The sequence below is a fragment of the Cohnella kolymensis genome (assembly GCF_000829465.1).
Lineage (GTDB): Bacteria > Bacillota > Bacilli > Paenibacillales > Paenibacillaceae > Cohnella > Cohnella kolymensis.
Genome location: NZ_JXAL01000023.1, coordinates 14729 through 41253 on the forward strand (window position 1 = coordinate 14729; position 26525 = coordinate 41253).

General features: G+C 54.7%; 19 protein-coding genes and 5 pseudogenes. 20 read left to right on the forward strand and 4 right to left on the reverse strand.

The genetic code is table 11. The annotated features are described in order from the left end of the window. Positions 1–9 precede the first annotated feature (9 nt). A complete protein-coding gene (gene cax / locus SD71_RS14290) occupies positions 10–1071 on the reverse strand; it encodes a calcium/proton exchanger (protein ID WP_041064474.1) in 1062 nt (353 codons plus the stop codon). 187 nt (positions 1072–1258) lie between these two features. Here cax and SD71_RS14295 point away from each other — a divergent pair, with 187 nt between their 5' ends. After that, the gene (locus tag SD71_RS14295; protein WP_041064477.1) at positions 1259–1645 is read left to right on the forward strand and encodes an Asp23/Gls24 family envelope stress response protein; all 387 of its coding nucleotides are present in this window, start codon (positions 1259–1261) and stop codon (positions 1643–1645) included. Between the two features lie 79 nt (positions 1646–1724). Here the strand turns inward: SD71_RS14295 and ftsW are convergent, their stop codons facing one another. Beyond that, entirely contained in the window at positions 1725–2903 is a 1179-nt protein-coding gene (ftsW, locus tag SD71_RS14300) for a putative lipid II flippase FtsW (protein WP_041064480.1), read from the reverse strand. A gap of 7 nt (positions 2904–2910) precedes the next feature. After that, entirely contained in the window at positions 2911–3255 is a 345-nt protein-coding gene (locus tag SD71_RS14305; RefSeq protein ID WP_041064483.1) for a YugN family protein, read from the reverse strand. Between the two features lie 250 nt (positions 3256–3505). Between SD71_RS14305 and SD71_RS14310 the strand changes: the two are divergent. The 10 genes and pseudogenes from SD71_RS14310 to SD71_RS14355 all read left to right on the forward strand — a co-directional run bounded on the left by SD71_RS14310 (position 3506) and on the right by SD71_RS14355 (position 13012). Next, positions 3506–4634: pseudogene (locus SD71_RS14310) on the forward strand (amidohydrolase). Positions 4635–4718: 84 nt separating this feature from the next. Further along, positions 4719–5159 (forward strand): CBS domain-containing protein, encoded by a 441-nt coding sequence (locus SD71_RS14315; RefSeq protein ID WP_041064486.1) that lies wholly within the window; start codon positions 4719–4721, stop codon positions 5157–5159. 78 nt (positions 5160–5237) lie between these two features. After that, on the forward strand, positions 5238–5984 hold the full coding sequence (locus SD71_RS22365) for a thermonuclease family protein (protein ID WP_082034261.1): 747 nt from the start codon (positions 5238–5240) through the stop codon (positions 5982–5984). 44 nt (positions 5985–6028) lie between these two features. Further along, positions 6029–7714 (forward strand): DNA repair helicase XPB, encoded by a 1686-nt coding sequence (locus tag SD71_RS14325; RefSeq protein ID WP_041064489.1) that lies wholly within the window; start codon positions 6029–6031, stop codon positions 7712–7714. Next, positions 7711–9663, forward strand: coding sequence for a helicase-associated domain-containing protein (locus SD71_RS14330; protein WP_041064492.1), 1953 nt, complete (start codon positions 7711–7713; stop codon positions 9661–9663). The genes SD71_RS14325 and SD71_RS14330 overlap by 4 nt, the downstream gene beginning before the upstream one ends. A 66-nt stretch (positions 9664–9729) precedes the next feature. Then, positions 9730–10212, forward strand: a complete 483-nt coding sequence (locus SD71_RS14335) for a YlbF family regulator (protein ID WP_082034262.1) — start codon at positions 9730–9732, stop codon at positions 10210–10212. Between the two features lie 26 nt (positions 10213–10238). Continuing rightward, the gene (locus SD71_RS14340; RefSeq protein ID WP_041064765.1) at positions 10239–10502 is read left to right on the forward strand and encodes a YlbG family protein; all 264 of its coding nucleotides are present in this window, start codon (positions 10239–10241) and stop codon (positions 10500–10502) included. 221 nt (positions 10503–10723) lie between these two features. Then, complete coding sequence (locus SD71_RS14345; RefSeq protein ID WP_041064495.1) at positions 10724–11161, forward strand: hypothetical protein; 438 nt, start codon at positions 10724–10726, stop codon at positions 11159–11161. Between the two features lie 120 nt (positions 11162–11281). Then, positions 11282–12186 (forward strand): annotated as a pseudogene (locus SD71_RS14350) (LysR family transcriptional regulator). After that, complete coding sequence (locus tag SD71_RS14355; protein WP_041064498.1) at positions 12176–13012, forward strand: PHP domain-containing protein; 837 nt, start codon at positions 12176–12178, stop codon at positions 13010–13012. Before SD71_RS14350 ends, SD71_RS14355 begins: the two are co-directional and overlap by 11 nt. A gap of 40 nt (positions 13013–13052) precedes the next feature. On the opposite strand, the gene SD71_RS14360 is transcribed toward SD71_RS14355, so the two are convergent. Next, on the reverse strand, positions 13053–14804 hold the full coding sequence (locus SD71_RS14360) for an Rqc2 family fibronectin-binding protein (protein WP_041064501.1): 1752 nt from the start codon (positions 14802–14804) through the stop codon (positions 13053–13055). Positions 14805–15037: 233 nt separating this feature from the next. Here SD71_RS14360 and SD71_RS14365 point away from each other — a divergent pair. The 9 genes and pseudogenes from SD71_RS14365 to def all read left to right on the forward strand — a co-directional run bounded on the left by SD71_RS14365 (position 15038) and on the right by def (position 26524). Beyond that, positions 15038–17854 (forward strand): annotated as a pseudogene (locus tag SD71_RS14365) (calcium-translocating P-type ATPase, SERCA-type). Positions 17855–18037: 183 nt separating this feature from the next. Next, entirely contained in the window at positions 18038–18904 is an 867-nt protein-coding gene (gene dapF / locus SD71_RS14370; RefSeq protein WP_052476276.1) for a diaminopimelate epimerase, read from the forward strand. A gap of 121 nt (positions 18905–19025) precedes the next feature. After that, positions 19026–20911: pseudogene (locus tag SD71_RS14375) on the forward strand (bifunctional homocysteine S-methyltransferase/methylenetetrahydrofolate reductase). Positions 20912–21091: 180 nt separating this feature from the next. Then, entirely contained in the window at positions 21092–21355 is a 264-nt protein-coding gene (gene remA / locus SD71_RS14380; protein WP_041064504.1) for an extracellular matrix/biofilm regulator RemA, read from the forward strand. 13 nt (positions 21356–21368) lie between these two features. Further along, the gene (gene gmk, locus SD71_RS14385; protein ID WP_041064770.1) at positions 21369–22004 is read left to right on the forward strand and encodes a guanylate kinase; all 636 of its coding nucleotides are present in this window, start codon (positions 21369–21371) and stop codon (positions 22002–22004) included. Positions 22005–22008: 4 nt separating this feature from the next. Continuing rightward, the gene (gene rpoZ, locus SD71_RS14390; RefSeq protein ID WP_041064507.1) at positions 22009–22206 is read left to right on the forward strand and encodes a DNA-directed RNA polymerase subunit omega; all 198 of its coding nucleotides are present in this window, start codon (positions 22009–22011) and stop codon (positions 22204–22206) included. Between the two features lie 94 nt (positions 22207–22300). Continuing rightward, on the forward strand, positions 22301–23539 hold the full coding sequence (coaBC, locus tag SD71_RS14395; protein ID WP_041064509.1) for a bifunctional phosphopantothenoylcysteine decarboxylase/phosphopantothenate--cysteine ligase CoaBC: 1239 nt from the start codon (positions 22301–22303) through the stop codon (positions 23537–23539). After that, entirely contained in the window at positions 23536–26016 is a 2481-nt protein-coding gene (priA, locus tag SD71_RS14400) for a primosomal protein N' (protein WP_041064510.1), read from the forward strand. The genes coaBC and priA overlap by 4 nt, the downstream gene beginning before the upstream one ends. Before the next feature lie 20 nt (positions 26017–26036). Further along, a pseudogene (gene def / locus SD71_RS14405) lies at positions 26037–26524 on the forward strand (peptide deformylase). The last annotated feature ends 1 nt before the right edge of the window (position 26525 follow it).

The window sequence follows — 26525 nt, forward strand, 5'->3', positions numbered from 1 at the left end:
CACTGTTTATTATACGAAGTAGAACGCAACGCCAAGGATTACATACACGATCAGCAGCAGCTTACCCTCATACCATGTTGTCGCTCCATCTCTGGAGATGGATGTGGCGATCAATACGGCGACGCCGATTGCTGCAAGTTCGATTGTAGTGAAGATAAGATTCATATTCTCCTGGAACAGCAAGCTGACAAACACAAGAACAGGCGCTACGAACAACGCGATCTGCAGGCTGCTGCCGACGGCAATCTCGACAGCTGCACCCATTTTGTTCTTCATCGCTAACATGACCGCAGCGCTGTGCTCGGCGGCATTCCCGATGATCGCAACCACGAAAGCACCGACGAACAGCTCGGATAATCCGAATCGGCTCGTGAACGTATCGAGCGTATGTACCAGCCATTCACTGACAAATGCGACCATTACGGTGGCGAGGATCAGGTACAATATCGATCGCATACGCGACCAAGCCGGTTGTTCGCCGTGATCGGCCTGCGTGTCCACGTGGTCTTCAAGCATATCTTTGTGGGTGAACATGGAGTAGAACAGCCACCCCAAGTAAGCGAAGATCAGGAATGCCGCAACAATAATGCTCATCGTCATCGTCTGGGTTTCCGGAATGTTTTCCGTTTTGACGAAAACCGCAGGAATGAACAGGGCAATAACGGCCAGCATCATTAGAGACGCATTTTGACCCGCCAGATGGATGTTGAATCTCTGCTCTTTGTATTTAAGCCCTCCGGCCAATGCGCTGACACCAAGGACGAGAAGCAGATTTCCGATGATCGCGCCCGTCAAGCTGGCTTTAACGATTGCAAACATGCCTTCTTTGATAAGAAAAATGGAGATGATCAATTCTGCCGCGTTGCCGAACGTCGCATTAAGAAATCCGCCGAGCCGCTGTCCGGCGTAATGGGCGACGGCTTCCGTCGCTTTGCCGAGAAAGCCGGCTACGAACACAATAGCGATCGCCGATAAGCCAAATGTAATTTCCGGTCCCCAATGTAAATAGTGAGATATTGCGCTAAGAACAAACGTTGCGATCAATAAAGGGAAGAAAAGCCGTTTCAACACAGCAACACCTCGTCTTCTTGTTTTGGGCTCGATATGGATTGCCATTACTTACTATAACCAAAAGAGCAGGGCAGGTAAACCGGAGCCGAAGCGATGGCAGGAGCTGGAAGCGCACGGTGTTGCTTAAGCCGAACCCATCAAGTACAATGAAGGCATACATATCATTAGGTTCGGGGAGTGTGCCGCCATGACGGAAGAACTGCACGAGCACGATCAAGGTCTGATTCGTATTTCCGACGACGTCGTTGCCACGATTGCCGGCTTGGCAGCGCTGGAAACGCCCGGGATCTCCGCAATGTCCGGCGGAATCTCGGAAGGTCTGGCCAAGCGGTTAAGCGGACGCAACGCCCAGAAGGGCGTATCTGTGGAGGTCGGGCAGCTCGAAGCTGCGATCGATCTGCGAATCGTCGTGCAATACGGGATTCCCATACAGGAGGTTGGCCGCCGCCTGCAGGACAACGTTAAGGAAGCGGTAGAGAATATGACCGGGCTCCGCGTCGTGGAAGTGAACGTGAAGGTGGAAGGTGTCGCCTTCAAAGACGAAGAGCCGGATGACAGTCATCGGTTGAAATAAGGATCGAAACAGAAAACCGTGATTGAAGGGTGCTCCTGCGAGAGCCCGGTCAATCACGGTTTTCTGTTTTTTGTATCTGCTATCCGTTTCGCCGTTCTTTGTCCTCACGATTATACTCTCTGGATATGCTCAGGAGAATACCCATTCCGATCAGCATCATCAGCAGCGACGAGCCTCCATAACTGATAAAAGGCAAGGTGACTCCGGTGATGGGAATCGCACCGCTCACTCCGCCCATGTTGATCAGAGCTTGAATGGAGATCAATGAAACAAGTCCGACCCCGATTAATGTGCCGTAAATATCGGAGCAGCGAAGCGATACGATAAGAGCCCGCCACAAGAACAGCATATAGAAAAGCAGGAACAGGGTCGTTCCGATAAAGCCGAGCTCTTCGCCGATGACGGCGAATATGAAGTCATTGTATGCGTAAGGAATATAAAACAATTTCTGAACGCTGTTTCCAAGCCCCGCACCGGTTAGTCCGCCATGTCCGAACGCTTCAAGCGAGCGGATCAGATGATAGCCGCCGCCTTGCTCGTCTGCCAAAGGATCCATGAAAGCAGTGAAGCGGGCGAACCGGTAGCCTCCGTCAAAGTCCGGGTTAAACAGAAGGAACACGCTTGTCCCGAGCGCGGCCAAACCCAGCAGCACGCCTGCCGAGAGAAGCACATGCTTCATGTTGGATCCGCCTGCAACAACCATCGCTGCGGCGCACAGCACGAGGATGGCACAGGAGCCTAAGTCGGGCTGCAGCATGATGAGGAAGGCGAACAAACCGACGACAATCATGACGGGCATCAATCCCCGTTTGAATTCCCGAAATTTCTCGTCTTTCTTGGCGATGATCGCCGCGAGGTAGAGAATGATGGCAAGCTTGGCGAACTCCGTCGGCTGTATTCCGAAATCTCCGATCTGGAGCCAGCTCCTGGCGCCGTTTCTTTCGTCAGCAGCGAATGGAACGATCGCCATCAGAATAAGAGTTCCGAAGAAGAACAAGGCGTACAATTTCTTGTATTTGTAATAAGGAATGTTCATAAGTACAAGCATGATGAATGTGCCCAAACCCGCAAACATCATCTGCCGCTTCATAAAATACAAAGGGTCGTTGTTGTAATCGGGATCGATGGCCGCCATGCTGGAGCTTGCGCTGAATACCATGACCAGACCGAAGCACACCAGTACCATTGTGAGAATCAGCAGCAGAAAATCCGGCGTGCCGCGCGAACCTTGAGCCGGGTTTTTCGAATCTGTGCTCATGGCTCGCTTAGGCAAGCAGCTGCTTCAGTTCCTGCGCGCGCTGCGTTGCGATATTCATAATCGGCTGCGGGATCGGCGATTCATAATCCAGCCCGTGAGGGAACGTTGCCCGGCCGATGTAGACGGCTTCCAGTTCAAGCACCGCATCGGGGTTTTCCAGTTTTCCTTCTACCGCCCGAGTCGCTATACGCAAGAAGTAGTCTTCACCGTTGGAACGGTCATGCAATTTGAGGTCATATGTAGCGCGCGTGTATTCCCACTGCCAGCGAACAAAGCCGAGCTTTTCTCCCGATTCGTCCAAATGCGCGAGATCGCTGCGCAATCCGTTCAATCCAGTATTCTCGATAATCATGCCAAAAATCCTCCTTTGGAAGGTCGAAACGAGCTTGTTACCCTTCCATGATAGACGGTTTGAAGGGCTTCCGCAACCCTGTATACATGGAGAAGTTAGAACGTTCGTTGACAAATTCTACCCCTTTGGGAGGCCGGGCGGTTACGGATGTGACCGCTTTCTGATACAATGGTACCAATAAACGGGACATGGGGAAGGGGCGGCCGCCTTGACGATTAAGGAACAGACGCTGCTGTCTTTATATGAAGATATGGTCGAATGGCGGCGCCATTTGCACAAGCATCCGGAGCTTTCATTTCACGAGCACAATACTTCCCGAATGATTGCCGGCCTGCTGGAATCCTGGGGACTTGAAGTCAGACGCGGGGCGGCAGGCACCGGTGTCATCGCCAAGATCACCGGAGGATTGCCCGGCCGCACCATTGCACTCAGGGCGGATATTGACGCGCTGCCGATTCAAGAAGACAAGGAATCTTCCTACAAGTCGACGGTTGCCGGCGTTATGCACGCTTGCGGGCACGATGGGCATACCGCTCAGCTGCTGGCCGTAGCGAGGTATTACAGCTTGCATCGGAACGACACCGAGGGAACCCGCATTTTCTTATTCCAGCCGGCCGAAGAGCTGCTGCCGGGTGGCGCTGTGGGCATGATTGCGGATGGAGCGCTCGAAGGTGTGGATGTCATCTATGGCGTACATCTATGGTCACCTATGCCTTACGGCGTAGTCGCTGCAAGAGCAGGAACGTTCATGGCGGCCCCTGATGAATACGAGATTGAGATTATAGGCCGCGGCGGACACGGCGGTACCGCATCAATGCAAGGACGCGCTGGTCGCCGGAGCGTCGCTTGTCGTGGCGCTGCAGACGATCGTTTCCCGCAACGTGGACCCGCTTGATGCGGCTGTGCTGTCCGTGGGCCAATTCTCCGCCGGAACCGCCAACAACGTCATTGCGGAGCGCTGCCGGTTAAGCGGGACGGTGCGCAGCTTTGATACCAAGGTCCGCGGCTTGGTGAGACAACGGCTAGAAGACACCGTCCGTCATATGTGCGAGCTTCATGGGTGTGATTTCAAGTTTCAATATTATGAAGGATACCCGCCGGTCGTGAACGACGCCGATGAGACGGAGAGAATGCTTCGCACGGCGTCGTTACAGATGCCCGATGTGAAAGTGCAGCAATGTGAAAGAGTTATGGCCGGTGAAGATTTCTCGTATTATTTGGAAAAGAAACCCGGCTGCTTCTTTTTCGTAGGAGCAGGAGCTGAGGACGGCAGTTCCGCGCCTCATCACCACCCTCGCTTTGATATCGAAGAGAAGGCGATGCTTCACGCAGCAAGACTGCTCATTGCCGTGTCGGATGACGCTGCCTCCGATCTGTAGCGGCAGTCCGCGGCAGAAGCTTCTTTCGTATGAGGATTTCCTGTTTCGGTCACTCTAGAGACGGATACGAAAGGAGGAGCATTGATGACCAAAGTTACGGAGATTATGACGTCCGACATTTACACGCTCGGTCCGAACGAAACCATTTATGAAGCAGCGGTTTTGATGAAAGACAAAGACATCGGTTTTATACCGGTCGTCGACAACGGCAAGCTGCTCGGGGTTTGTACGGACAGGGACTTGGTGCTGCGCGGCTATGCGGGGAAGCATTCCGGTTCGACCTCGATCACGGAGGTGATCACCCGCGATGTGCATACGCTGTCCCCGGATGCGTCCGTGGACGACGCGGCGGATATTATGGCCAAGCATCAGATTAAACGGCTGCCGGTGCTCGACAACGGCAACCTGGTTGGAATCGTCGCTCTGGGTGACATGGCGATTCACGAAATCTTCATGAACGAAGCGAGCGACGCTTTAAGCGAAATTTCGGAGCCGGAGCCTTCGCACACACGCATGACGCATTGAGCCACAAGGTTCGTTTTCCGGCACTTGCCGGGAAATGGACCTTTTTTAAAGAATTGGATGGAGAGGGAAGCGAACACCATGGGGAAATATTCGAAGTTACAAGTATTCAAGGCAGCGATAGCTTGTGTCCTGCTGTGGCAGCTGCTCGGATGCGTCAATCCGGAAAAGGCGGCCGACAGCGATGCGGATCGTGACAGGATTATACGCAACTACCCTGAGCTGGCTGACAAAAAGATGGAAAAAGCAACGGTAGCCCGTATCGTCGACGGAGATACTTTGGAGCTCGGCGGCGGAGTAAAAGTGCGTCTGATCGGAGTGAACACCCCCGAGGTCCACGGCAAGGTTCAACCATACGGCAAAGAAGCGTCTGCCTTCACCAAATCTGCGCTGCTCGGCGAAACAATCCTGCTGTTTCCCGACGTTTCCGATACCGACCGGTACGGCCGGCAGCTGCGATATGTGTTCGTTGCCGGGCAAGACGTCATGTACAATGAGCGCCTTGTCCGAGAGGGGTATGCCCAAGTGATGACGATCCCTCCGAATGTGGCGTATGCCGAACTCTTTTTACAAAGACAAAAGGAAGCTCGCGAAAATAACAAAGGGCTGTGGGCGGAAGATGCTTCCGTGGACCAAGCACCGGCAGCGCCTTCCGGGACGCCGGCTGTCCCTTCGTGTTCGAATCCGATTAAAGGGAATATCAACTCCAAAGGGGAAAAGATTTATCATGTGCCCGGTGCCTCCGCCTACAAAAGAACGGTACCCGAGCAATGGTTCTGCTCTGAACAGGAAGCGCGGGAAGCCGGTTTTCGCAAAGCTATGAATTAACGGTTCCGCAAGCGGAAAGGCTGTAGTTGCAAGGAGGGATATGCATGACGATTCCCCGGCCGCTGCTGGTCCAATCGAACGGAACGCTGCTGCTTGACGAAAGACATCCTCACTATGAAGAGGCAAGGAAGTTTCTAAGGCAGATTGCCCAGCTTCAGAAACGTCCCGGCACCCTTCATACATACCGTGTAAGCCCGGTTACATTATGGAATGCGTCAGCGTCGGGATGGAGCGGCAGCCAGGTAACGGAAAAACTGGCCTCCCTCGCCCGATTCGGTGTGCCGCGCTCTCTGGCAGACGAGATACACAAACAGATGAGCCGATATGGCCGCATTCGGCTTGTTTCCCTGGATGGCGCACTTACTCTCGTTACCGATACTCCCGATTTGTTAGATTTACTGAGGGAATGGGAAGATCTGGCAGATGTCTTTGTCACTTATTTGTCCGGGACGGAAGCGGTCGTCAGACGCGACGCCCGCGGCTGGATTAAGCGTGAGCTTGCAGCGCGAGGCTATCCCGTGTTGGATCAAGCCGGATACCGTTCGGGAGAAACGCTCCAGGTCTCGATGCGGTCGGGCACCGGCTCCGGACGGCCGGTACAGCTGCGAGATTACCAGATTGAAGCGGTCAATGCTTTTGTCGAAGAAGGCAGCGGGATCGTGGTGCTTCCCTGCGGTGCCGGCAAAACATGGGTAGGCTTGGCGGCTATATCCCGGCTAAAGTGCGAAACCCTGATTCTGACGCCGAACGGAGTGTCCGTGTCGCAGTGGATTTCGGAGCTGCTGCGGAATACAAGCTTAACGGAGAATGAGGTCGGCGAGTATACCGGGCAAGCGAAGAACGTTCGTCCCGTCACCGTCGCCACCTACCAGGTGCTTACGCACCGCCGGTCCAAAGACCAAGCTTATCCTCATTGGAAGTTATTCGTGAATCGGGATTGGGGCTTGATCATCTATGACGAGGTGCATCTGCTGCCCGCCCCGGTGTTCCGGATGACTGCGGACATTCAGGCGACGCGCAGACTGGGCCTCAGCGCCACTCTCGTAAGGGAAGACGGGCGGGAAGAGGATGCGTTCGCTTTAATCGGACCCAAACGTTATGAAGTGCCGTGGAAAACGATGGAGGAAAAAGGCTGGATCGCCGAGGCTGTATGTACGGAAGTTAGAGTCCCTCTCGATCCGGTAACGGCGGAAAAATATGCGGCCGCACCGAAACGGAACCGTCACAGGATCGCCGGAGAAAACCCTTTGAAGGCGATAGTCGTCAAATCGCTCCTTCAGCGGCATCAAGGGATCCCAACCCTTGTCATCGGCCAATACTTGAACCAGCTTCATTATCTGGCGGAAGAGCTGTCTTTGCCGCTGATCACGGGAGAAACACCGCATAGCACCCGCAAGCAGTGGTTCGACCGCTTCAACGCGGGGGAGATCGGCGTGCTGCTCGTCTCCAAGGTGGCCAATTTTGCCGTTGATTTGCCGGAAGCCAGCATAGCCATTCAAGTATCCGGCAGCTTCGGCTCCCGCCAAGAAGAAGCGCAGCGGCTGGGCCGTATCCTTCGCCCGAAAAAGTCGGGGAACGAAGCGCTGTTTTATTCCATTGTCAGCGAAGGAACCGACGAGATCGAATTTTCCCGTAATCGCGCGCGGTTTCTGCTTGAACAGGGTTATCCGTATTCCGTGGAGAGATGGGCGGAATTTGATGCTGACAGCGCGGAGAAGGTGAGCCTATGAACATTGAAGCTTCCGTGCGGCGTCTGCCGCCTTCGATCAGGCGGCTTATTGAAACGGAGCCTTCCGTCCTGCGCAGGATTACACAAGGGGATAGTCTGGAACGGATTCTCCGTTCCGTTGATTGGGCCTCCTCGTGGCTGCAACATGCCGATGACACGGTTGTGCAAATGCTGAAGCTCATTATCTTGCGCTTCGCCGGCATTGCTTTCGAACCGGCTGCCCTGAGCAGGGCTGCAGAAGAACAGGGGATCGCCACCGGAGCTGAAGTGAGAGTCGCTGCGGCCAGACTGCGGCGCAGCGGGGTTCTGTTCGCCGTTCGCAAAAGTTGGGGAGACCGGCTGTTATATGTACCTACAGATATGGTTGCCGTCTGGCAGTCTCTGCTGATGCCGGTTGAAGGCGGGCCGCTTACCGAGCAGGAATCTGGCGAGGTGAGGGTGGATGCGTATGCTTTAAGGCTGCCGTTAGCGTTGGAACTGTTCACCGCCTGGCATTCCGTTTATTTGCATCCGCTTACCGTAACCTCCAAAGGGACGCTTCAGCGTCCGCCGGTGGCGCGAATGACGGCAAACATGCGTGTAACTGCAGAGGAATTGGCGTTCTTATCATTGACTTACCCCGGGCACGAGCAGGTTCCCGCACATGCCGCGCTGGCAATCGACTTTGGGTTGTGCTGTGGTGTTCTCCGCAAAGAAGACGGCGCAATCCGCGTTTCGGAATCCGGATTGCAATCGTGGCTGACCCAGCCGATTTGCACGGCGGATGCCCGATTGCACGAGTTGGCGCTGACACGGTTCAGCTCAGCCGATGCCGGTCTGCACATGGCCGCTTCTGCCGTGCACTCGTTGCCGCCGTTTCAATGGTATCGGGCAGAACAAATCGTGCCGATTTGCGGCGACCGGCAAAAGATCGACGATTGGCTCGGGCTGCTGCAATCGTTCGGGTGGCTGGAAAAAGGGACCTGTAAAGGGCAATCCGTGTTTCGGAAAAATTGCGATTTGAGCACGCCGGCCGAATCTGAACGGGAGGACTCCGGTTTATTTTTCGTGCAGCCGGACGGAGAAATCGTTGTCCCGCCGGATGTCTGCCTTGCGCACCGCTGGTTGTTGGAGCAAATGGCTGAACGGGTCACAATCGATGCGTTGTTTGTGTACCGTTTGACACGGACCGCTTGTGAGAAGGCCTGCCATGCAGGCTATACATTGGAAGCCGTCACCGAGTTTCTGGAACGCGGTTCCGGCGAACCGCTGCCGGAAAGCGTTGGCGGCGCCCTGAGGGATTGGTTTGCTCAACTCGGCAAAGTGAAGCTCGCTCAGGTGACCCTGCTCAGAACTGAAAGCGCTGAGGTCGCAGAACGTTTACGGCAAAATCCGGAGTTGTCGGCGCTTCTGACGGAACAGATCGGAGATAAAGACTTTGTCGTGGATGCTTCAGCGGTGAAAGCGTTAGCCGCGGTCTTGCAAAAAATCGGCTATCCCCCCTCCGAAGCGAATGATCGCACCTTTATTGCCCGGCCGGACGCGTCATCCGTCGCTCAGGGAGCGGCGGAATTTGCTGCGGAGGAGGGATGGCTGTATTTGGGCCATCTCGTTACCGTTTATGAACCCGATCAGACCTTCCCAAGAGCCGACGATTTATTTCCCGGACTGTCCGACATTCCCGCAGCGTGGATCCGGCAGCCGAGAGCGTATCACGTTTCGACCCGCAAGGAGCTGATCCAGCGAGCGATCCGCTGGCAGGCGCCGGTCCGAGTCGGCGGGAACGGCGAAAGCCATACCTTTATCCCGAAGGCGGTTGAGGAGCAGGGGGCGGAATGGAGCGTATCGGGACAGTGGAAAAGCGAGCATCCTGCCGCTTCCGGGCAGCGACAATCTGTCGTTGTACAGCCGGGGGATTTTGCTGAAATGATGATTCTGCTGCCGCCTTTGGATGAGTTTGAATCCATTTGACCTGTTGTCGCCTATCTGTGGTATGATAGAGAAGATATGGCACAGCCCAAAGGTGAGGTGAGGCCGATGGCCGCATTAATGCAAACCCTCCCTGCGGCAGGACAAGGTGTGGATGAAGCGCCTGCTGATATGGCGGTCCTCCTGACCCACGCCTTCGAGCTCGGGGATTGGATAAAAGATTCCACTTACGCGGCGGAGTATATTTTTTGGAAAGAGCAAGTCGGCAAGAACGCCGAAGCGCAGGAGCTGACCCGCCAATTCGCCAAAGCGAAGGAAAAATTCGCGGAATGCGAAAGATTCGGCAGGTTCCATCCGGATTATAACGCTGCTTTGGATGAGGTATATGCAATACAAGCACGGTTGGACAGTATAGAATCCGTTCGCCGGTTTAAGGAAGCGGAGTCTTCGCTGGATCAACTATTGTACGATATTACGAGAACGATCGCTGATGCCGTGTCCGAAACCGTTAAAGTATCCGGCAACGAATCGAGCGGCAAGGGCTGCGGCAGCGGCGGCAGCTGTTCTTGCGGATCCGGAGGCTGCGGATAATCATGTTCGACAATCTTGAGGTTAACTTGTTTGCCGAGCGCATCGGATATATCGTATGGTTCAGCGATTGGAAAGCGGCGCGAGGGTTAGACAAATATGGCACGCTGCACTATCTGTCGCGGAAGATGCAATACGCAGTTCTGTACATGAACGCTGACGCAGCAGAAGAGGCGACTCGCAATCTGCAGCGTCTGCCGTTCGTCCGGAAAATCGAACGTTCCTACCGTAACGAAATCAAGACGGAGTATGAAAGCAACGTTCCCGACAAAACACGGTTTTACGGCTTATAAGCCGATCTGAACCATCTGAAGAGTCTCCTTGCCATAGGGAGACTCTTTTTGCAACTATCGACCTGCACGGAATTGAGAGATTGCCGTACAGTCACGTTCCCTCCGATTTTATTTTTTTGTTGAATCCTTGGGAATGAGTGAGTTAGAATGTACTTAACTTCCTGGAGTCTCAGCCGGCAAGAATGATCTGAAAGACCTAGAATCGGGAAGGAGACAGCCCCGTGAAGGATAAACATACTGAGCGGTGGAACACTTACGAACCTTTCCATATTGAGCTCGGGGACAAGAAAGTCGTCGATATCATCATTACCAACCATGCTCGTGCGCGTTGGGCAGATCGTGTTGAAAGCGAGAAGACCGGCTACTCCGATATCGCCCAATATATTTGGGAATGCTTGAAAGAAGGCCGTATCGTCTCCTATTACCGTAATGAGCAGGATGTCTACACGATTGACGACGATCTTGTGTTTGTTGCGGAATTCGCCGTCAGTGAGACGGACACGGATCTTCTAGGAACGCCGCTGCATAAGATGATTGTCGTTACTTTTCTCGGCCGTATGTCGGAGACGATGGAGCTGCGAGATCTGAAAAGCTACTACTCGTGGCTGAGGCATTCCCGCCGGATGACATTAATCAAGAACAATCGCAAGCGCCGATAACGGCCTTATTCCTTTTGGACAGTCAAGCATACCTGCGGGTATGCTTTTTCATTTCGAGCAAGTGATTGATCCGCATGTGGTATAATTCGGAATAATAAGTGCGTCGGAAGGGTGAATGGCATGGCTCTGAACGTCCATCAACTGCATATTTTCTACACCGTAGCGCAGCGGGGAAGCTTCTCTTCAGCCGCGCAGACGCTGCATATGACACAGCCGGCCGTAACGATGCAGGTTCAGGCGCTTGAGGAACGGTTCGGGACAAAGCTGTTTAATCGTACGACCAAGAAGCTTGAGCTTACGGAGGCTGGCCACCATCTCCTGCCGCAAGCGCGCAAAGCCGTTGAACTGATGAGGGACACCGACGCATGATGGCGCGTTTCGCCGAAGACCTGAAAGGCCGTCTGCAATTTGCCGCCAGTCTGACCATCGGAGAGTACGTGCTTCCTCGTTTGCTCGGATCGTTCTTGCGCACGTTTCCGGAAGTATCCGTTAATATGAAAGTCATGAACACGACGGAAATCATTGACGCCATCGCCAATCAGGGATTGGATTTCGGATTGATCGAAGCTCCCTGCGACGTGCCGGGATTTCATACGGAAGCTGTCATGGACGATGAGCTTATTCTCGTGACGCCGAAGGATCATCCTTTCGCCGCTCTTGAGGAAGTAGATTTGGATGATGTGCTTCTCGAGCCGATGGTACTGAGGGAAAAAGGTTCAGGTACGCGGCAGATCATGGAAGACGAGCTTTCCCGCCATGGGGTGCAGGACGGCCGGTTGAGGGTGGTCAGCGAATTCGGCAGCACAGGCGCCGTGAAGTCGGCGGTGGAGGCCGGCTTAGGTTTGTCCGTGTTGTCGGTATGGACGATTAAGCATGAAGTGTCGCTTGGCTTGCTCAAGCCGGTCAGGATCAAAGGTGTATCTTTCATGCGCAAGTTTTTTGCCGTTCGCTTGCAATCCTCACTGCTGCCGATGCCCGCCGCCGCGTTGCTTCACGATTTAAGGGAGCTGTCACATGAACAATAGAGCGGATTTACATACACATACGACTGCATCGGACGGGATGAACCGTCCTTCGGAGAATGTGCGGCTTGCGAAGGAGGCCGGATTGTCGGCTGTCGCAATTACCGATCATGATACTGTCGCGGGGATCCCTGAAGCATTGGAGGCGGGTGAACGATACGGCATCAGTGTAGTGCCGGGTGTGGAAATCAGCACGGCCCTTGACGGAAGAGATATACATATGCTGGGGTACGGGATATCGCATCAGGATCCTCTATTGCTGTCCCGGCTCAGCTCGCTTCGCAATGTCAGAAATCGCAGAAACGAGCAAATTCTAGCACGGCTGGCCGAACTAGGGATGCCCGTTTCTATGGCGGAGGTCGAGGCTGCCGCGGGCAAATCCGGCCGCGGCAGCGAGTCTGTAGGAAGGCCGCATATTGCGCAAGTATTGATGAACAAAGGTTACGCCTCCGATCTGCGCGACGCATTCGACCGTTTCCTCGGGGAAGGTAAACCCGCATATGTCAGTCCTCCGCGCATTTCTCCGTTTGAGGCGGTCGCCTGGATCCACGAAGCCGGGGGAGCGGCGGTCGTCGCGCATCCGGGTTTGTACGATAACGATGACCTCGTTGCCGCGTTATTGGAAGCGGGAGCAGACGGAGTGGAAGCTTTCCATTCCGACCATGATGCGGAGCAGGAAGCACGATACTCTGCGTTAGCCGATCGGCACAGCAAGCTTGTCACGGGTGGATCGGATTTTCACGGGGCGCGGGAAGGCGTTATCTTCCATGGACCTATCGGGAATAAGACGGTCGACGCCGGAGTGGTGCACAAGCTGAAGCGATTATAAAAAAAGCGGGTTTCGCTCATTGCAGCGAAACCCGCTTTTTTTATTTAACCTCGGAAGGCATTCGTTCGATGAGAGCCTCATCCGGTGTCACATATAACGTCCTTTGCCCTTCGTAAATGACAAAGCCGGGCTTCGCGCCGTTTGGCTTACGGACGTTACGAATCCGCGTATAATCCACGGGAACGGTGCTCGATTCTTTGGCCTTGCTGTAGTAAGCCGCGAGAACCGCAGCCTCATGCAGCGTGGCTTCGCCGAATTCCGGACTGCGAATGAGCACGTGGGAGCCGGGGATGTCCTTGGTGTGGAGCCACGTGTCGGAAGGCGTGCCCAGCCGGTTCGTGACGTAGTCGTTTTGTGTATTGTTTTTGCCGACGTAGATCGGAATGCCTTCGCTGGATGTATAACAAAGAATGGACGGCCGGTCCTTCTTCTTCTTTTTTTTCATACCCCGTTTCAATCCGCGTTCCCGAATGTAGCCTTGCTCCGTCAGCTCGTCGCGAATCTCCTCGATGTCGGCCGGCGAAGCCGTATCAAGGCCTTGAAGAACCGACGCGAGGTAGCGGATTTCATCTTCGGCTGCTTGCATCTGTTCCGCGACTACCGTGCGGCTGTTTTTGAGCTTGCTGTATTTGCGGAAAAAACGCTGGGCGTTCTCATTAGGTGTCAGCAGCGGATCGAGCGGAATCGCAACGGTCTGCTGGTCCTCATCATAGTAGTCGGTCACCTGGACGGATTTGTCCCCCCGTTGGAACTGATGCAGATGCGCTGTGAGCAGCTCGCCGAATCGCCGCACCTTGTCCGCTTCCTCCGCTTCTTCGAGCGTTTCTTGAAGCTTGACCAGCTTCTTCTCGTTCTTGGAGATTTCGTTGAGGAGGAACCGATGTAAATCTGTAGTTCGCTGGCGGACGAGATCCCGCTGGGCCTTTTCGCTGAAATAAGTCTCCAGGCATTGATGAATGCTTGTGAATGTCTGCGCTTCCCCTTGCAGATGCGTTAAAGTTACGGCGGAATAATCGGTTTTGCCGTTTACCGGCTCCACTAAATTCGGAACATAGCTGTGTCTCGCAATTTGCTGCATCATCTCGAGAAAGGCAGGCCACAGCCCGGCTTGATTTTCCTGTGCGCGATAAGCAATTTCACGTGCGATTAACGGACTGATTCCGGTAAAAGAGTTGACGAGAGCTTTCATCGTGTTCTGCGTTTCATCGGATTGTTCGGCTTCCGCATGGTGATTGTTCAAAGCTTCTTCAAATGCCGCTTCGGAATCAACGATCAACGGGTTCACTTTATTTTGGGACGGCGGAGGCACATAAAGACTTCCCGGCAAAACGACGCGGTGACTGCTGATGGCCGGTGTAACATGCCTGATTCCATCGTGGATAACACCGGTGGCCGGGTCGATCAGCATCAGATTGCTGTGGCGCCCCATAATCTCCAGTACAATCCTTTTCAGCGCGCAGTCCCCGAGTTCGTCACGATGCCTGATGTCTATCTCGACGACTCGCTCCATGCCGACCTGGCGTATGGCCTCGATGACGCCGCCTTCGCAGTATTTGCGCAGGAGCATGCAGAACATCGGCGGTTCCTGCGGATTGGCCCAAGGCTGTTCCGTCCAATGAATTCTCGGCATGGAAGGGTGAGCCGACATGAGCAGGCGCCCATTGATTCCCTGGCCTCTAATATGGAGCACCAACTCGTTGTCGGTAGGCTGATAAATTTTATGAATGCGCGCATGCACACAATTTTGGAGTTCATATACGAGGGCGCGTGTGACAATTCCGTCCAAAGACATTTCAATGGCTCCTATTTTACCGCAAAAAGATGCGTTTCTTCTGACTCTTATGATGCCACACCTGCCTTCAAAGGGAAAGCCCTGCGGCTGCGGGGCGGAAGAGCGCGGGGCCGTCCGTTGACGCGGATGGGCATGCCGGCGGCAATGCGGTGAGCGGCAATTAGGGGATATTTCCCGGCTTGTCTGAATACATATAGGTCGTAAAGCGGATAAGCGGGAGGGAGATGACCGTCGTGGAAGGTAAGTCATGGCATCAGCTGAACGAGGGACAATTGCTTGAGGTGCTGGAAACGGACATCACAAATGGGCTCATTGCCGAAGAAGCGTCCCGGCGGCTGCAAGCGCACGGCCCCAACGAACTGGAAGAGAGGCGGGGCCAGTCGCCTTTAAAGCTGCTGCTGAATCAATTCAAGGATTTCATGGTGCTGGTGCTTGTCGGAGCAACGATCGTCTCCGGCTTGTTGGGGGAAATGCTCGATGCGCTCACGATCATAGCGATTATTCTGATCAACGGAGTGCTCGGTTTCTTCCAGGAATTCAGGGCGGAACGGTCCCTTCGCGCTCTTAAACAATTGTCCGCCCCTTCCGCGAAGGTCATTCGAAGCGGGGCGTACGAGCAAGTGCCTGCCAGCAGTCTCGTTCCGGGTGACATCGTCCTGCTCGAGAGCGGAGATCGAGTACCCGCGGACTTAAGATTGGTCGAGTGCAATCAGTTCTCCATAGATGAAGCGCCGTTAACGGGAGAATCGGTGCCTGTGGTTAAAGACGCCGCGAGTATCGATGCGCAGGAGCTGCCGCTGGGGGACCGTAGAAATTGTGCCTATTTAGGAACGATGGTTACGCGAGGTACCGCTAAAGGGGTCGTTACGGTTACCGGAATGTCCACCGAGATGGGTAAAATTGCGGACCTGATCCAACAGACGGATGAGGCGGGGACACCGCTTCAGCACAGGCTTGAGCAGCTCGGCAAAATCCTTATTATCGTTGCGCTGGCGTTAACCGTTATGGTTGTGCTCGCAGGGGTTCTGCACGGACAACCTATGTACGAGATGTTTCTGGCAGGCGTCAGCCTGGCAGTGGCCGCGATTCCGGAAGGTTTGCCTGCCATCGTCACGATCGCATTGGCGCTGGGCGTACAACGGATGATCAAGCGGCGCGCGATCGTACGTAAACTCCCGTCCGTAGAGACGCTGGGCTGCGCTTCGGTGATCTGTTCCGACAAGACGGGCACGTTGACCCAGAATAAAATGACCGTAACCCAGCTGTGGCTTGGCGGAAGATCCATTGATGTTACCGGCGAGGGATATGAGCCTCAGGCCGCTTGCCAGGAAGCCGGCAAGACTGTCGATGCGAAAGGCGACGCGTTCGCTGCGCCGGCTGACCCAGATCGCGGCGCTGTGCAATAACTCTGTATTTGACTCGTTCGGACCGCGATGAAGAAGCTGCGCAAGCGCAAGCCGGGCAAAGGCGAGGAAGCGGCGGCGGAATCCTCGGAGTGGAAAATAAAAGGCGACCCCACCGAAGGAGCGCTGCTGGTGCTCGCAGCCAAAACCGGTCTTGCCAAAAGCTCGCTGGAAAGCTTGTATACGCGGGTTAAGGAGTTTCCGTTCGAGCCTGAGCGCAAGCGGATGTCCGTCCTTATCTCCCACCAAGGAGGCAAGCTCGTTTGTACAAAAGGAGCGCCGGATCTGCTGATCGAACGTTGTTCCTATGTTCTATGGGGAGATCACGTCGTACCTTTCACCGGCACGATCCGCCAGAAGGTGCTTCAGGCGAATGAAGCCATGGCAAAAGATGCCCTTCGCGTTCTGGGCTTTGCCTTCCGTGAAGTGAAGGCGCATGACGTTATCGAGACTCCGGAGCAGGCGGAGCAAGGGCTGATTTTTGTAGGGCTGATCGGAATGATGGACCCGCCGCGCAAAGAGGTTAAGGAAGCGATCTACAAATGCCGTCAGGCCGGGATCAAGACGGTTATGATTACCGGAGATCATGGCACAACTGCCGAAGCGATAGCCAGAAGCCTTGGCATTATCGCGCGCGGCGGACGCGTCGTAACCGGAGCGGAGTTATCCGGCATGGATGATGACAAGCTCCAGAAAATGGCCGACGATATTTATGTATACGCCCGGGTTTCCCCCGAGCATAAGCTTCGGATCGTCCAGGCGCTGCAGCGCCGCGGGCATGTTGTGGCGATGACCGGTGACGGCGTCAACGACGCCCCGGCGGTGAAAGCTGCGGATATCGGCATCGCGATGGGCATTACCGGTACCGATGTGACGAAGGAAGCGTCTGCGCTCGTGCTCGCGGACGACAACTTTTCGACCATCGTTGCCGCCGTGGAGGAAGGACGCGGAATTTATGAGAACATCCGCAAGTTCATCCGCTACTTGTTAGCTTCGAACGTCGGAGAGATTATGACGATGTTCATGGCGATGATGATGGGGCTGCCCTTGCCGCTCGTTCCCATTCAGATCTTGTGGGTGAACCTGGTCACGGACGGCCTGCCGGCAATGGCGCTCGGTGTCGATCAGGCAGAGAGCGATCTGATGCAGCACAAGCCGCGTTCCGCCAGGGAAAATATTTTTGCCCGCCGTCTCGGTTGGAAAATCATCAGCCGCGGTATATTGATCGGATTCTGCACGCTCGGCGCCTTCATGCTGGCGTTAAGCGAAGGAGCAAGAAGCGGCGACAACCTCGTACACGCGCAAACCGTCGCTTTCGCAACACTCGTTATGGCACAGTTGATTCACGTGTTTGACTGCCGCAGCTCCCGATCCATTTTCCACCGTAAGCTTCTGGAGAACAAATTTCTGGTTTTGGCGGTCTTATCCTCGCTGATTCTGATGATTGCCGTGCTTTATCTTGAGCCGCTGCAGCCAGTATTCAAAACGGTTCCTCTCAACTTGCGCGACTGGGCGCTCGTCATTGTCGCAGCCGGCATCCCGACGTTCGCGATGGGAATCGGCAGCGTGCTCGGATCATCGAAGCCGACAAAAGGCACAAAAATCACATATGGAGGAGCGACCGCAACGCGCACTCTCTCCAGGTAACGTTGTAAAGGCTGTTTCGTCAGCGGATTTCTTCCGCATTCGAAGCAGCCTTTGAGCGATCCAGAGACTAATTTATTCGGAAAAGTGCAAATAAACAGAGGATTGCTGTATGCTCTTCCTGCTGTATAATAGCTATCATTAGAATAGAAGCATAGACGGGTATACAAGCAGGAGGAACGAACAATGGAATTTACTAAAATGCACGGGTTAGGCAATGATTTTATCGTTGTCGCAGGCGAGCAAGCATTGCCGGACAACGTCGGCGATCTGGCTGTTAAGCTCTGTAACAGGTTTTTCGGCATCGGTGCTGACGGCCTGGTCTACATCCTGCCGTCCGAGGCGGCAGACTTCCGGATGCGGATCATTAACTCCGACGGTTCGGAAGCGGAGCAATGCGGCAACGCCATTCGCTGCGTCGCGAAATATGTGTATGATAACGGATTGACCGATAAAACGGAACTGACCATTGAGACTCTCGGGGCCGGTGTGCAGCCTGTGCAGTTGGTCGTTAAAAACGGAAAAACGGAATCGGTAACCGTTGATATGGGTGAACCGATTCTGAACGGATTGGACGTGCCTACAACGATTGATGAGAATCCGGTCGTCGGACACTCCGTAATGATCGATGGACGGGAATTCACGTTTACCGCCGTTTCGATGGGCAATCCGCACTGCGTCATTTATGTTGACGATGCAATTGGTTTCGATCTCGCGACATGGGGGCCAAAGCTTGAGAAGCATCCGCTGTTCCCCCGCAAAATTAACGTTGAGTTCGCCAAGGTCAACTCCACAAACCAAGTGGACATGCGCGTATGGGAACGCGGCGCCGGTCCGACATTGGCGTGCGGAACAGGTGCGTGCGCAACGCTCGTTTCCTCGGTGCTTAACGGCCTGACGGACCGCAAAGCTACCATCTCTCTGGCCGGCGGCGACCTGCTCATCGACTGGAACGAGGAGAACAACCGCGTCTATATGACCGGTCCCGCTGCGGTTGTGTACACAGGCACCATTGAATCACGGAACATCACGAGAGTAACCCAAATTCGCTGACAACTTTGTTCGAAATATTGTTGAATCAGACCCGGCAGCCGCCGGGTTTTGCCATTTTCGCGATAGAGAAATTGTGCTACATTTAGAATACTTTTATGGATGGAATGGATGGGGATGCTTCATGAAACCGGATTTGCGCACGGCGCTTGCAGAACGGCCCCGCGTCGGAGACGGTGCGATGGGCACTTATTTATATCAGCTTGGTTTTCCGGTCGGCGTCTCGTACGAGGAATTCAATTTGCTTAAACCCGATATTATCGGCGATGTTCACAAGCGGTACGTGGCGGCCGGCGCAGAAGTGATCGAGACGAATACGTTCTCCGCGCAGCACGGAAAGCTTTCAAAATACGGATTAGAGAAAAAGACGGAAGAGATCAACGCCGCAGGTGTCGCTATCGCCCGGCAAGCGGCGGGGGACGATGTCTATGTTGTCGGTGCGATCGGAGCATTTCGGGCGGCCCGCGGAAGACACGTAAAGACGTCCGCCATCAAGCGGGATTTCGAGGAACAGATCGGCGCGCTTCTGGCAGCGGGTGTGGACGGCCTTTTGTTGGAGACCTTTTTCAATCTTGAAGAGATGTCCCTGGCATTGTCGCTGATTCGTAAACGCAGCGATCTTCCGGTCATCTGTCAATTCGCCGTAGAAGACGTGCCGCGTACTGCGGACGGAGTGCCGCTTTCCGATGCATTCCTGCGGTTGAAAGGTGAAGGAGCGGACGTTATCGGCTTTAACTGCCGCAGCGGCCCTAACGCCATTCTTCGCGCAATGGAAACCATTCCGCGAGATTTGGGCGCGCCGCTCAGCGTTTTCCCGACGCCGGACTTCCGGATTACGTGGACGGCAAAGTGGTGTACAAAGCGACTCCGGAGTACTTCGGGGCGTCCGCCGTCAAGTTTGCGGATATCGGTGCACGGCTCATCGGCGGGTGCTGCGGGACGACGCCGGAGCATATTGCCGCGATTTCGGCAGCGCTGACAGGCTATGCTCCCTCGCAAATTGATGTAAGCAATGTTAATGAACTCATCTCTCAAGTTGCCATCAAAGAGCCGGCAGCGGTTCCTGTGCAAGAACATCCTCCAACGGACGGCGGAGCGGGAGATCCCAGTATCCTCCATCTTGTGCGCGAACGTCACACGGTTATCGTGGAGTTGGATCCGCCGCGTGATCTGGACATTGCCAAGTTCATGGCCGGAGCTGCGGCGCTGAAAGAGGCTGGAGCCGACGCTCTAACAATGGCGGACAATTCCCTTGCCGTCACCCGGATGAGCAACATGGCGCTGGCTGCGCTGCTGAAGGAACGCATCGGTATTCGTCCGCTGGCGCATATCGCTTGCCGCGACCGCAACCTGATCGGCACCCAGTCCCATATGATGGGCTTCGACGCGCTCGGTATCGATCATGTATTGGCAGTGACGGGCGATCCCGCCAAATTCGGAGATCTTCCCGGATCCAGCTCGGTTTATGATCTGACCTCATTCGAAATCATCCGGATGATCAAGCAATTGAACGAAGGCGTTGCCTTCTCCGGCAAGCCGCTTAAGCAGAAAGCCAAATTCGTCGTCGGAGCGGCATTTAATCCGAACGTCAAGCATTTGGATAAAGCGGTGGAAAGATTGGAGCGCAAAATCAAGGCGGGAGCCGATTACATTATGACTCAACCCGTGTACGATGAAGCGTTAATTGAACGGATCGCCGATGCGACGAAGCATATCTCTGCTCCGATTTTTCTGGGCATTTTCCCGCTTGCCAATGGCCGTAATGCGGAATACCTGCACAATGAGGTGCCGGGCATTCAGCTCTCGGACTCCGTCCGGCAGAGAATGAGCGGATTAGAGGGAGCCGAAGGCCGGGCGGAAGGCATCAAGATCGCGCAGGAACTGCTTGACGCCGCCATGTCCCTTTTTAATGGAATCTATTTAATGACTCCTTTCATGGCTTACGAGATGACGGCTGCGCTTACTAGATATGTAAAAGAGAGAAGCGGCAGTTTATCACCCGTCAATTGAGACGCCGTCGAATGCTCTTGTCCGGCTTTGGGATTTGAAGTACAATAAAAAAATGAATTGATAGGCGATAAGACTAGGTATATCCAAACCTGCAGTATGCGAGGCGCCGCTTTCGTCAACAATGGGAGCGTACGGCAGCCCCCGGCTCAGGGCAGGAGTAACCGGAGGGAAAGTGTATCTATGGCGGCCATTAAGCTGATCAATATCGGTTTCGGCAATATCGTATCAGCGAATCGGATTATTTCCATCGTCAGCCCGGAATCGGCACCTATTAAAAGGATCATACAGGAAGCTCGAGACCGGCATATGCTGATCGATGCGACTTATGGTCGCCGGACACGGGCGGTTATTATAACCGACAGCGATCACGTCATCCTGTCGGCCGTCCAACCGGAAACGGTTGCGCACCGGTTGTCCACCAAAGACGACGAGAATGATGAATGAATCGGGGAAGCCCATGAAAAGAGGTTTACTGATCGTGCTGTCCGGCCCATCCGGGGTCGGCAAAGGTACGGTATGCGCAGCGCTGCGCGCCAGGCTGCCTGAGCTGGTATATTCCGTATCCGCCACGACAAGATCGCCGCGAGAAGGCGAACGGGACGGCGTCAACTATTTTTTTAAATCCCGCGAGCAGTTTCACCATATGATGCAGACGGACGCGCTGCTGGAGTATGCCGAGTATGTCGGCAACTATTACGGCACGCCTCGCGATTTTGTGGAGAAGACGCTGTCAGAGGGTAAGGACATCATTCTTGAAATTGAAGTCCAGGGAGCTTTGAAAGTGAAAGAAAAGTTTCCCGAAGGCATATTCGTGTTTCTGATGCCGCCTTCTCTTAATGAATTGAAGCAGAGGATTACCGGCAGAGGAACCGAAACGCAAGCGACCATCGACCATCGCCTTTCTGTGGCGGTGGAGGAGATGAATTTGCTGTATCACTACGATTATGCGGTGGTCAACGATCAGATCGATTCCGCGTGCAATCGGATCAGCGCGATCATCACGGCTGAACATTGCAAAAGGGAACGATTCCTGAACGAGTTGTTTCAGGAGTTCGCGTCCGTACCGTCCGCCGAAAATGTCTCAGAGAGGTGAAATCATGTTATATCCATCCATCGATGAAATGGTCAAGAAAGTAGACAGCAAATATACGCTTGTTGTCGCTGCCTCGAAGAGAGCTCGCGGGCTGAGAGAAGGCGACATGGTCGGTATAAGCGGGCCAAAGTCCCACAAGGTTGTCGGGGTTGCTTTGGAGGAAATTTATAAGGACGCCATCAAAGTGGAACATCTTAAATAATGATCGGATCGGATATATCTGCCGGATCTGAAGGAAGGACAACCCCTGCGGTTGTTTTTTTTCTAAGGAGACGGTGCGCAATGGAGGAGAATTCATGGACAAGCCGCTTTCGGGGAAAACCATTCTGCTGGGAATATCGGGGGGCATAGCGGCATACAAAGCTGCAACCCTGTGCAGCCGGCTGATCAGCCTTGGAGCCTCGGTTCGGGTGATCATGACGGAAGGCGCCACCCGCTTTATTACTCCGCTGACGCTGCAGACGCTCTCCCGTCATCCGGTGGCAACAGACGTGTTCGACGAAAGGGACGCTTCCATCGTACAGCATATCGATTGGGCCGATGCTGCGGATCTTGTTGTCGTGGCTCCGGCGACTGCGAATATTCTGTCCAAGCTTGCGAACGGGCTGGCGGACGATATGCTCAGCACGACGCTGCTGGCCGCGACGGCTCCGGTGCTGGTTGCTCCCGCTATGAACGTCCATATGTGGGAACACCCGGCTGTTGTTGAAAATGTCAACAAATTGGCAGCGCGGGGAGTCACATTCGTTGAGCCCGGTACGGGTCAATTGGCATGCGGCTATGTCGGCAAAGGGCGTCTCGCGGAACCGGACGAAATCGCCGGCGCGGTTGTCGCCATGCTGGCCGGACCCCGGCCGCTGGCGGGACGGAGTGTTCTGATTACCGCCGGCGGTACGGTGGAAAGAATCGATCCCGTGCGTTACATATCGAACGACTCATCGGGAAAAATGGGCTTTGCGCTGGCGGAAGCCGCACGTGCGTCGGGAGCGGACGTCACGTTGATTTGCGGAAGGACGGATTCAGCTGCACCGAGTGGAGTGAAGGCAATTAAAGTAAATTCGGCAGTTGAAATGTATGAAGCCGTAATGGAACGCCTGCCGCAGACGGATGTTGTGATCAAGGCGGCTGCGGTTGCGGATTACCGTCCGAAAGAGACGGCGGATCATAAAATAAAAAAGAGTGCGGAAACCATAAGCTTGGAGCTCATTCGGAATCCGGATATTCTGCAATCGATCGGTGAATGGAAATCCGGTAATAAGGGGTCTAATGGTCTGTTCGTGGTCGGATTTGCCGCGGAAACAACGGATGTGGAGCGGCATGCCGTCGACAAGCTGAACCGGAAAAAGTGCGACCTGATGATCGCTAACGACGTATCGCGAGAGGGAGCCGGCTTCGGCTCGGATACGAATATCGTGAGCGTGTATGATACGCGCGGGCTCGTGGAAAATATGCCGCAAATGTCCAAACGAGAGGTTGCGAACCGGATTATGGAATTGATTGCGCAGAGGCTGCCTATGAAAGGATCCGGCGTATGACGGCGGTTGCCCGAGTCATCGTAGATGTTCCAAGCCGCGAAACGGATCGGACGTTCGATTACTTGATTCCGGACCGGTTAAGCGGCTGGGTTGAGATCGGAACCCGGGTTGCGGTGCCGTTCGGCGGGCGCACGCTGCAGGGGATCGTCACCGGTCTCGGGGCGGACGCCGAGGTTGAATTGGCACGGATGAAGCCGCTAGAGGATGTGCTTGATGCGATTACGCCGCTGTCTTCAGAGCTTGTGCAGTTAGGGGTATGGATGAGCAAACGATGGCTCTGCCCCTTGACGATCGCTCTGCAGGCGATGCTTCCCGCAGCGCTTAAGGGCCGAGCCGAGAAATATGTATTTCCGGCTGAGGGTGCCGAATGGTCAGATGAAGAGACCGCCCAGAGTGGCGGTCTCTTGCATGCGCTTCGCAAAGGGCAGCCGCTGAAGCTGTCCGGCTTGCTGCAGCATTATCCGGAGCATGGCGATTTATTGCGCCGATGGCTGCTCGACGGAAGGCTGGAAGAACGTCAAAAAGTGGAAGACAGGCTGTCTGTGAAGACGGTGCAGACTGTATTTCCATCCGATGCCGAGACATTGAAGCGCGCGGTGGCAGAGCTTCCGGCCAGGGCGCATAAACAGAGGGAAGTGTTGGCGTATTTGGCCGATCAGCCTGAACCGATTGGCGTGCAGAGGCTTGCGGAAGCTGTAAGCACAACGCCTTCAACGATTCGTTCCTTGGCAGAGCGCGGATGGATCGATATCCGCGCGGTTACGGAGGATCGGGATCCTTACGCGGATCGGGACTTCCCAGTTTCCTTGCCGATGCAGCTTACGCCTGCGCAGGCAGCCGCTTTATTGCCTATTAACGATGCATTGGAGCAGAGAAGTAACGAAGTTTTTCTCCTGCACGGAGTGACGGGAAGCGGTAAAACGGAAGTATATCTGCAGGCGATACAGCGATGTATGGAATCGGGCCGGGAAGCGATCGTTCTCGTTCCGGAGATTGCCTTGACGCCGCAAATGGTAGAACGGTTCAAAAGCCGTTTCGGAGCCAGAGTCGCGGTCCTCCACAGCCGCCTGTCGCAAGGGGAGCGCTATGACGAATGGCGCAAGATCCGGGAAGGCCGGGCACAGGTGGCCGTTGGCGCGCGTTCTGCCATTTTCGCTCCATTTTCCAAGATCGGACTTATTGTCATAGATGAAGAGCACGAAACCTCGTATAAGCAAGAGGAAAGTCCCAAATATCACGCGCGGGACGTTGCGGTTGAGCGGGCTCGCCTTCATGGCGCTGTCGTCGTTCTCGGATCCGCCACTCCGTCTTTGGAAACTTATCAGGCTGCGGTTGACGGCGGGCGTCCGAAGTACATTGCAATGCCTGAACGTGTAGCGGATCGGCCTCTGCCGGGTGTGCGTATCGTAGACATGAGGGAAGAGCTGAAGCTGGGCAATCGGGCGATGTTCAGCCGGGAGCTTGCCGAAGCTTTGAGAGACAGACTTGATAGAAACGAGCAAACGGTGCTGCTGCTGAACAGGCGGGGGTATGCGACTTTCGTCATGTGCCGGTCTTGCGGTTATACCGCCGCTTGTCCTCATTGCGAGATTTCATTGACCTATCATCGCGGCTCGCACAACCTGCGCTGCCATTACTGCGGTTATGCGGAAGCGGAGCCGAAGGTTTGCCCGAGCTGCGAAAGTCCGCACATCCGCTTCTTCGGAACCGGCACTCAGAAGGTGGAAGAGGCGCTTGCCGAGGCGTTCCCCGGCATCCGTGTGATCCGGATGGACGTCGATACGACAACCGAGAAAGGTTCCCATGAAAAGTGGCTCACCCAGTTCCGTGAGAGGCGCGCGGATGTGCTGCTGGGAACGCAGATGGTCGCTAAAGGATTGGATTTCCCTTACGTGACTCTGGTAGGCGTGCTCGCCGCGGATGCTGCTTTGAGATTGCCTGACTTCCGCGCATCGGAGCGAACGTTTCAGCTGCTCACCCAAGTGGCGGGGCGGGCGGGACGTCATGAGCTTCCCGGTGAAGTTATCATTCAAACCTATGATCCGGAGCATGTATCGATAGACTCCGTGCGAGGCCATGACTATAAAGGGTTCGTCACTAAGGAACTCCATGTGCGGCGGCAGTTGGGTTATCCGCCGTATGGCCGTCTCATCGCCATTACTTTGTCCCATGAGTCGGTGCCTATGCTTCTCTCTGTGGGCGAACAGTTTGCAATGAGGATAAGAGAGAAAGCGGCGGCGCTCGGAATTTCATCTGATTTTACGGAACCAGGGAGGGCGGCGTTGGAAGTGCTCGGGCCTGTTTCTTCGCCGATCGCCCGTTTGAAAGATCGCTACCGTTTTCAATGTATGGTAAAATATCGGGGAGACGTCGACGCAAGCTTTTTAGCCTCACAGGTACTGCAGGAGATGGGTGACGCGGTGAAACGCGGCGGCCTGCAGGTCAGCGTCGATGTAGACCCGCAGATGATGCTTTAACGAAAAGGAAGGATGCCGTAATGTCGATTCGATTAATCGTGAAACATCCCGACAGTGTGCTCCGGGAAAGAGCGCAAGAAGTGACCAAATTCAACGCCAACCTGCACAAGCTGCTTGACGACATGGCCGAAACCATGTATGACGCCGAAGGAGTCGGACTAGCCGCTCCCCAGGTGGGCATTTTGAAGCGTGTCATTGTTGTGGATGTGGGTGATGATCACGGACTTATCGAGCTGGTGAATCCCGAGATCGCAGTGTCGGAGGGCGAGCAGCTCGGACCCGAGGGGTGCCTCAGCATTCCCGGGATCCAAGGGGACGTGCGCCGCGCGAATCGGATCGTTATCAAGGGATTGGACCGTAACGGCAACCCGATTCAATATGAAGGAAGCGAGTATATCTGTCCAGAGCTTTCCAGCATGAGCTCGATCATTTGAACGGGGTGCTGTTCATCGATTTGGCGGAATCCGTCTACGAAGCCCGTAAACCAAACGAGCAGGACGGGGAGTAAT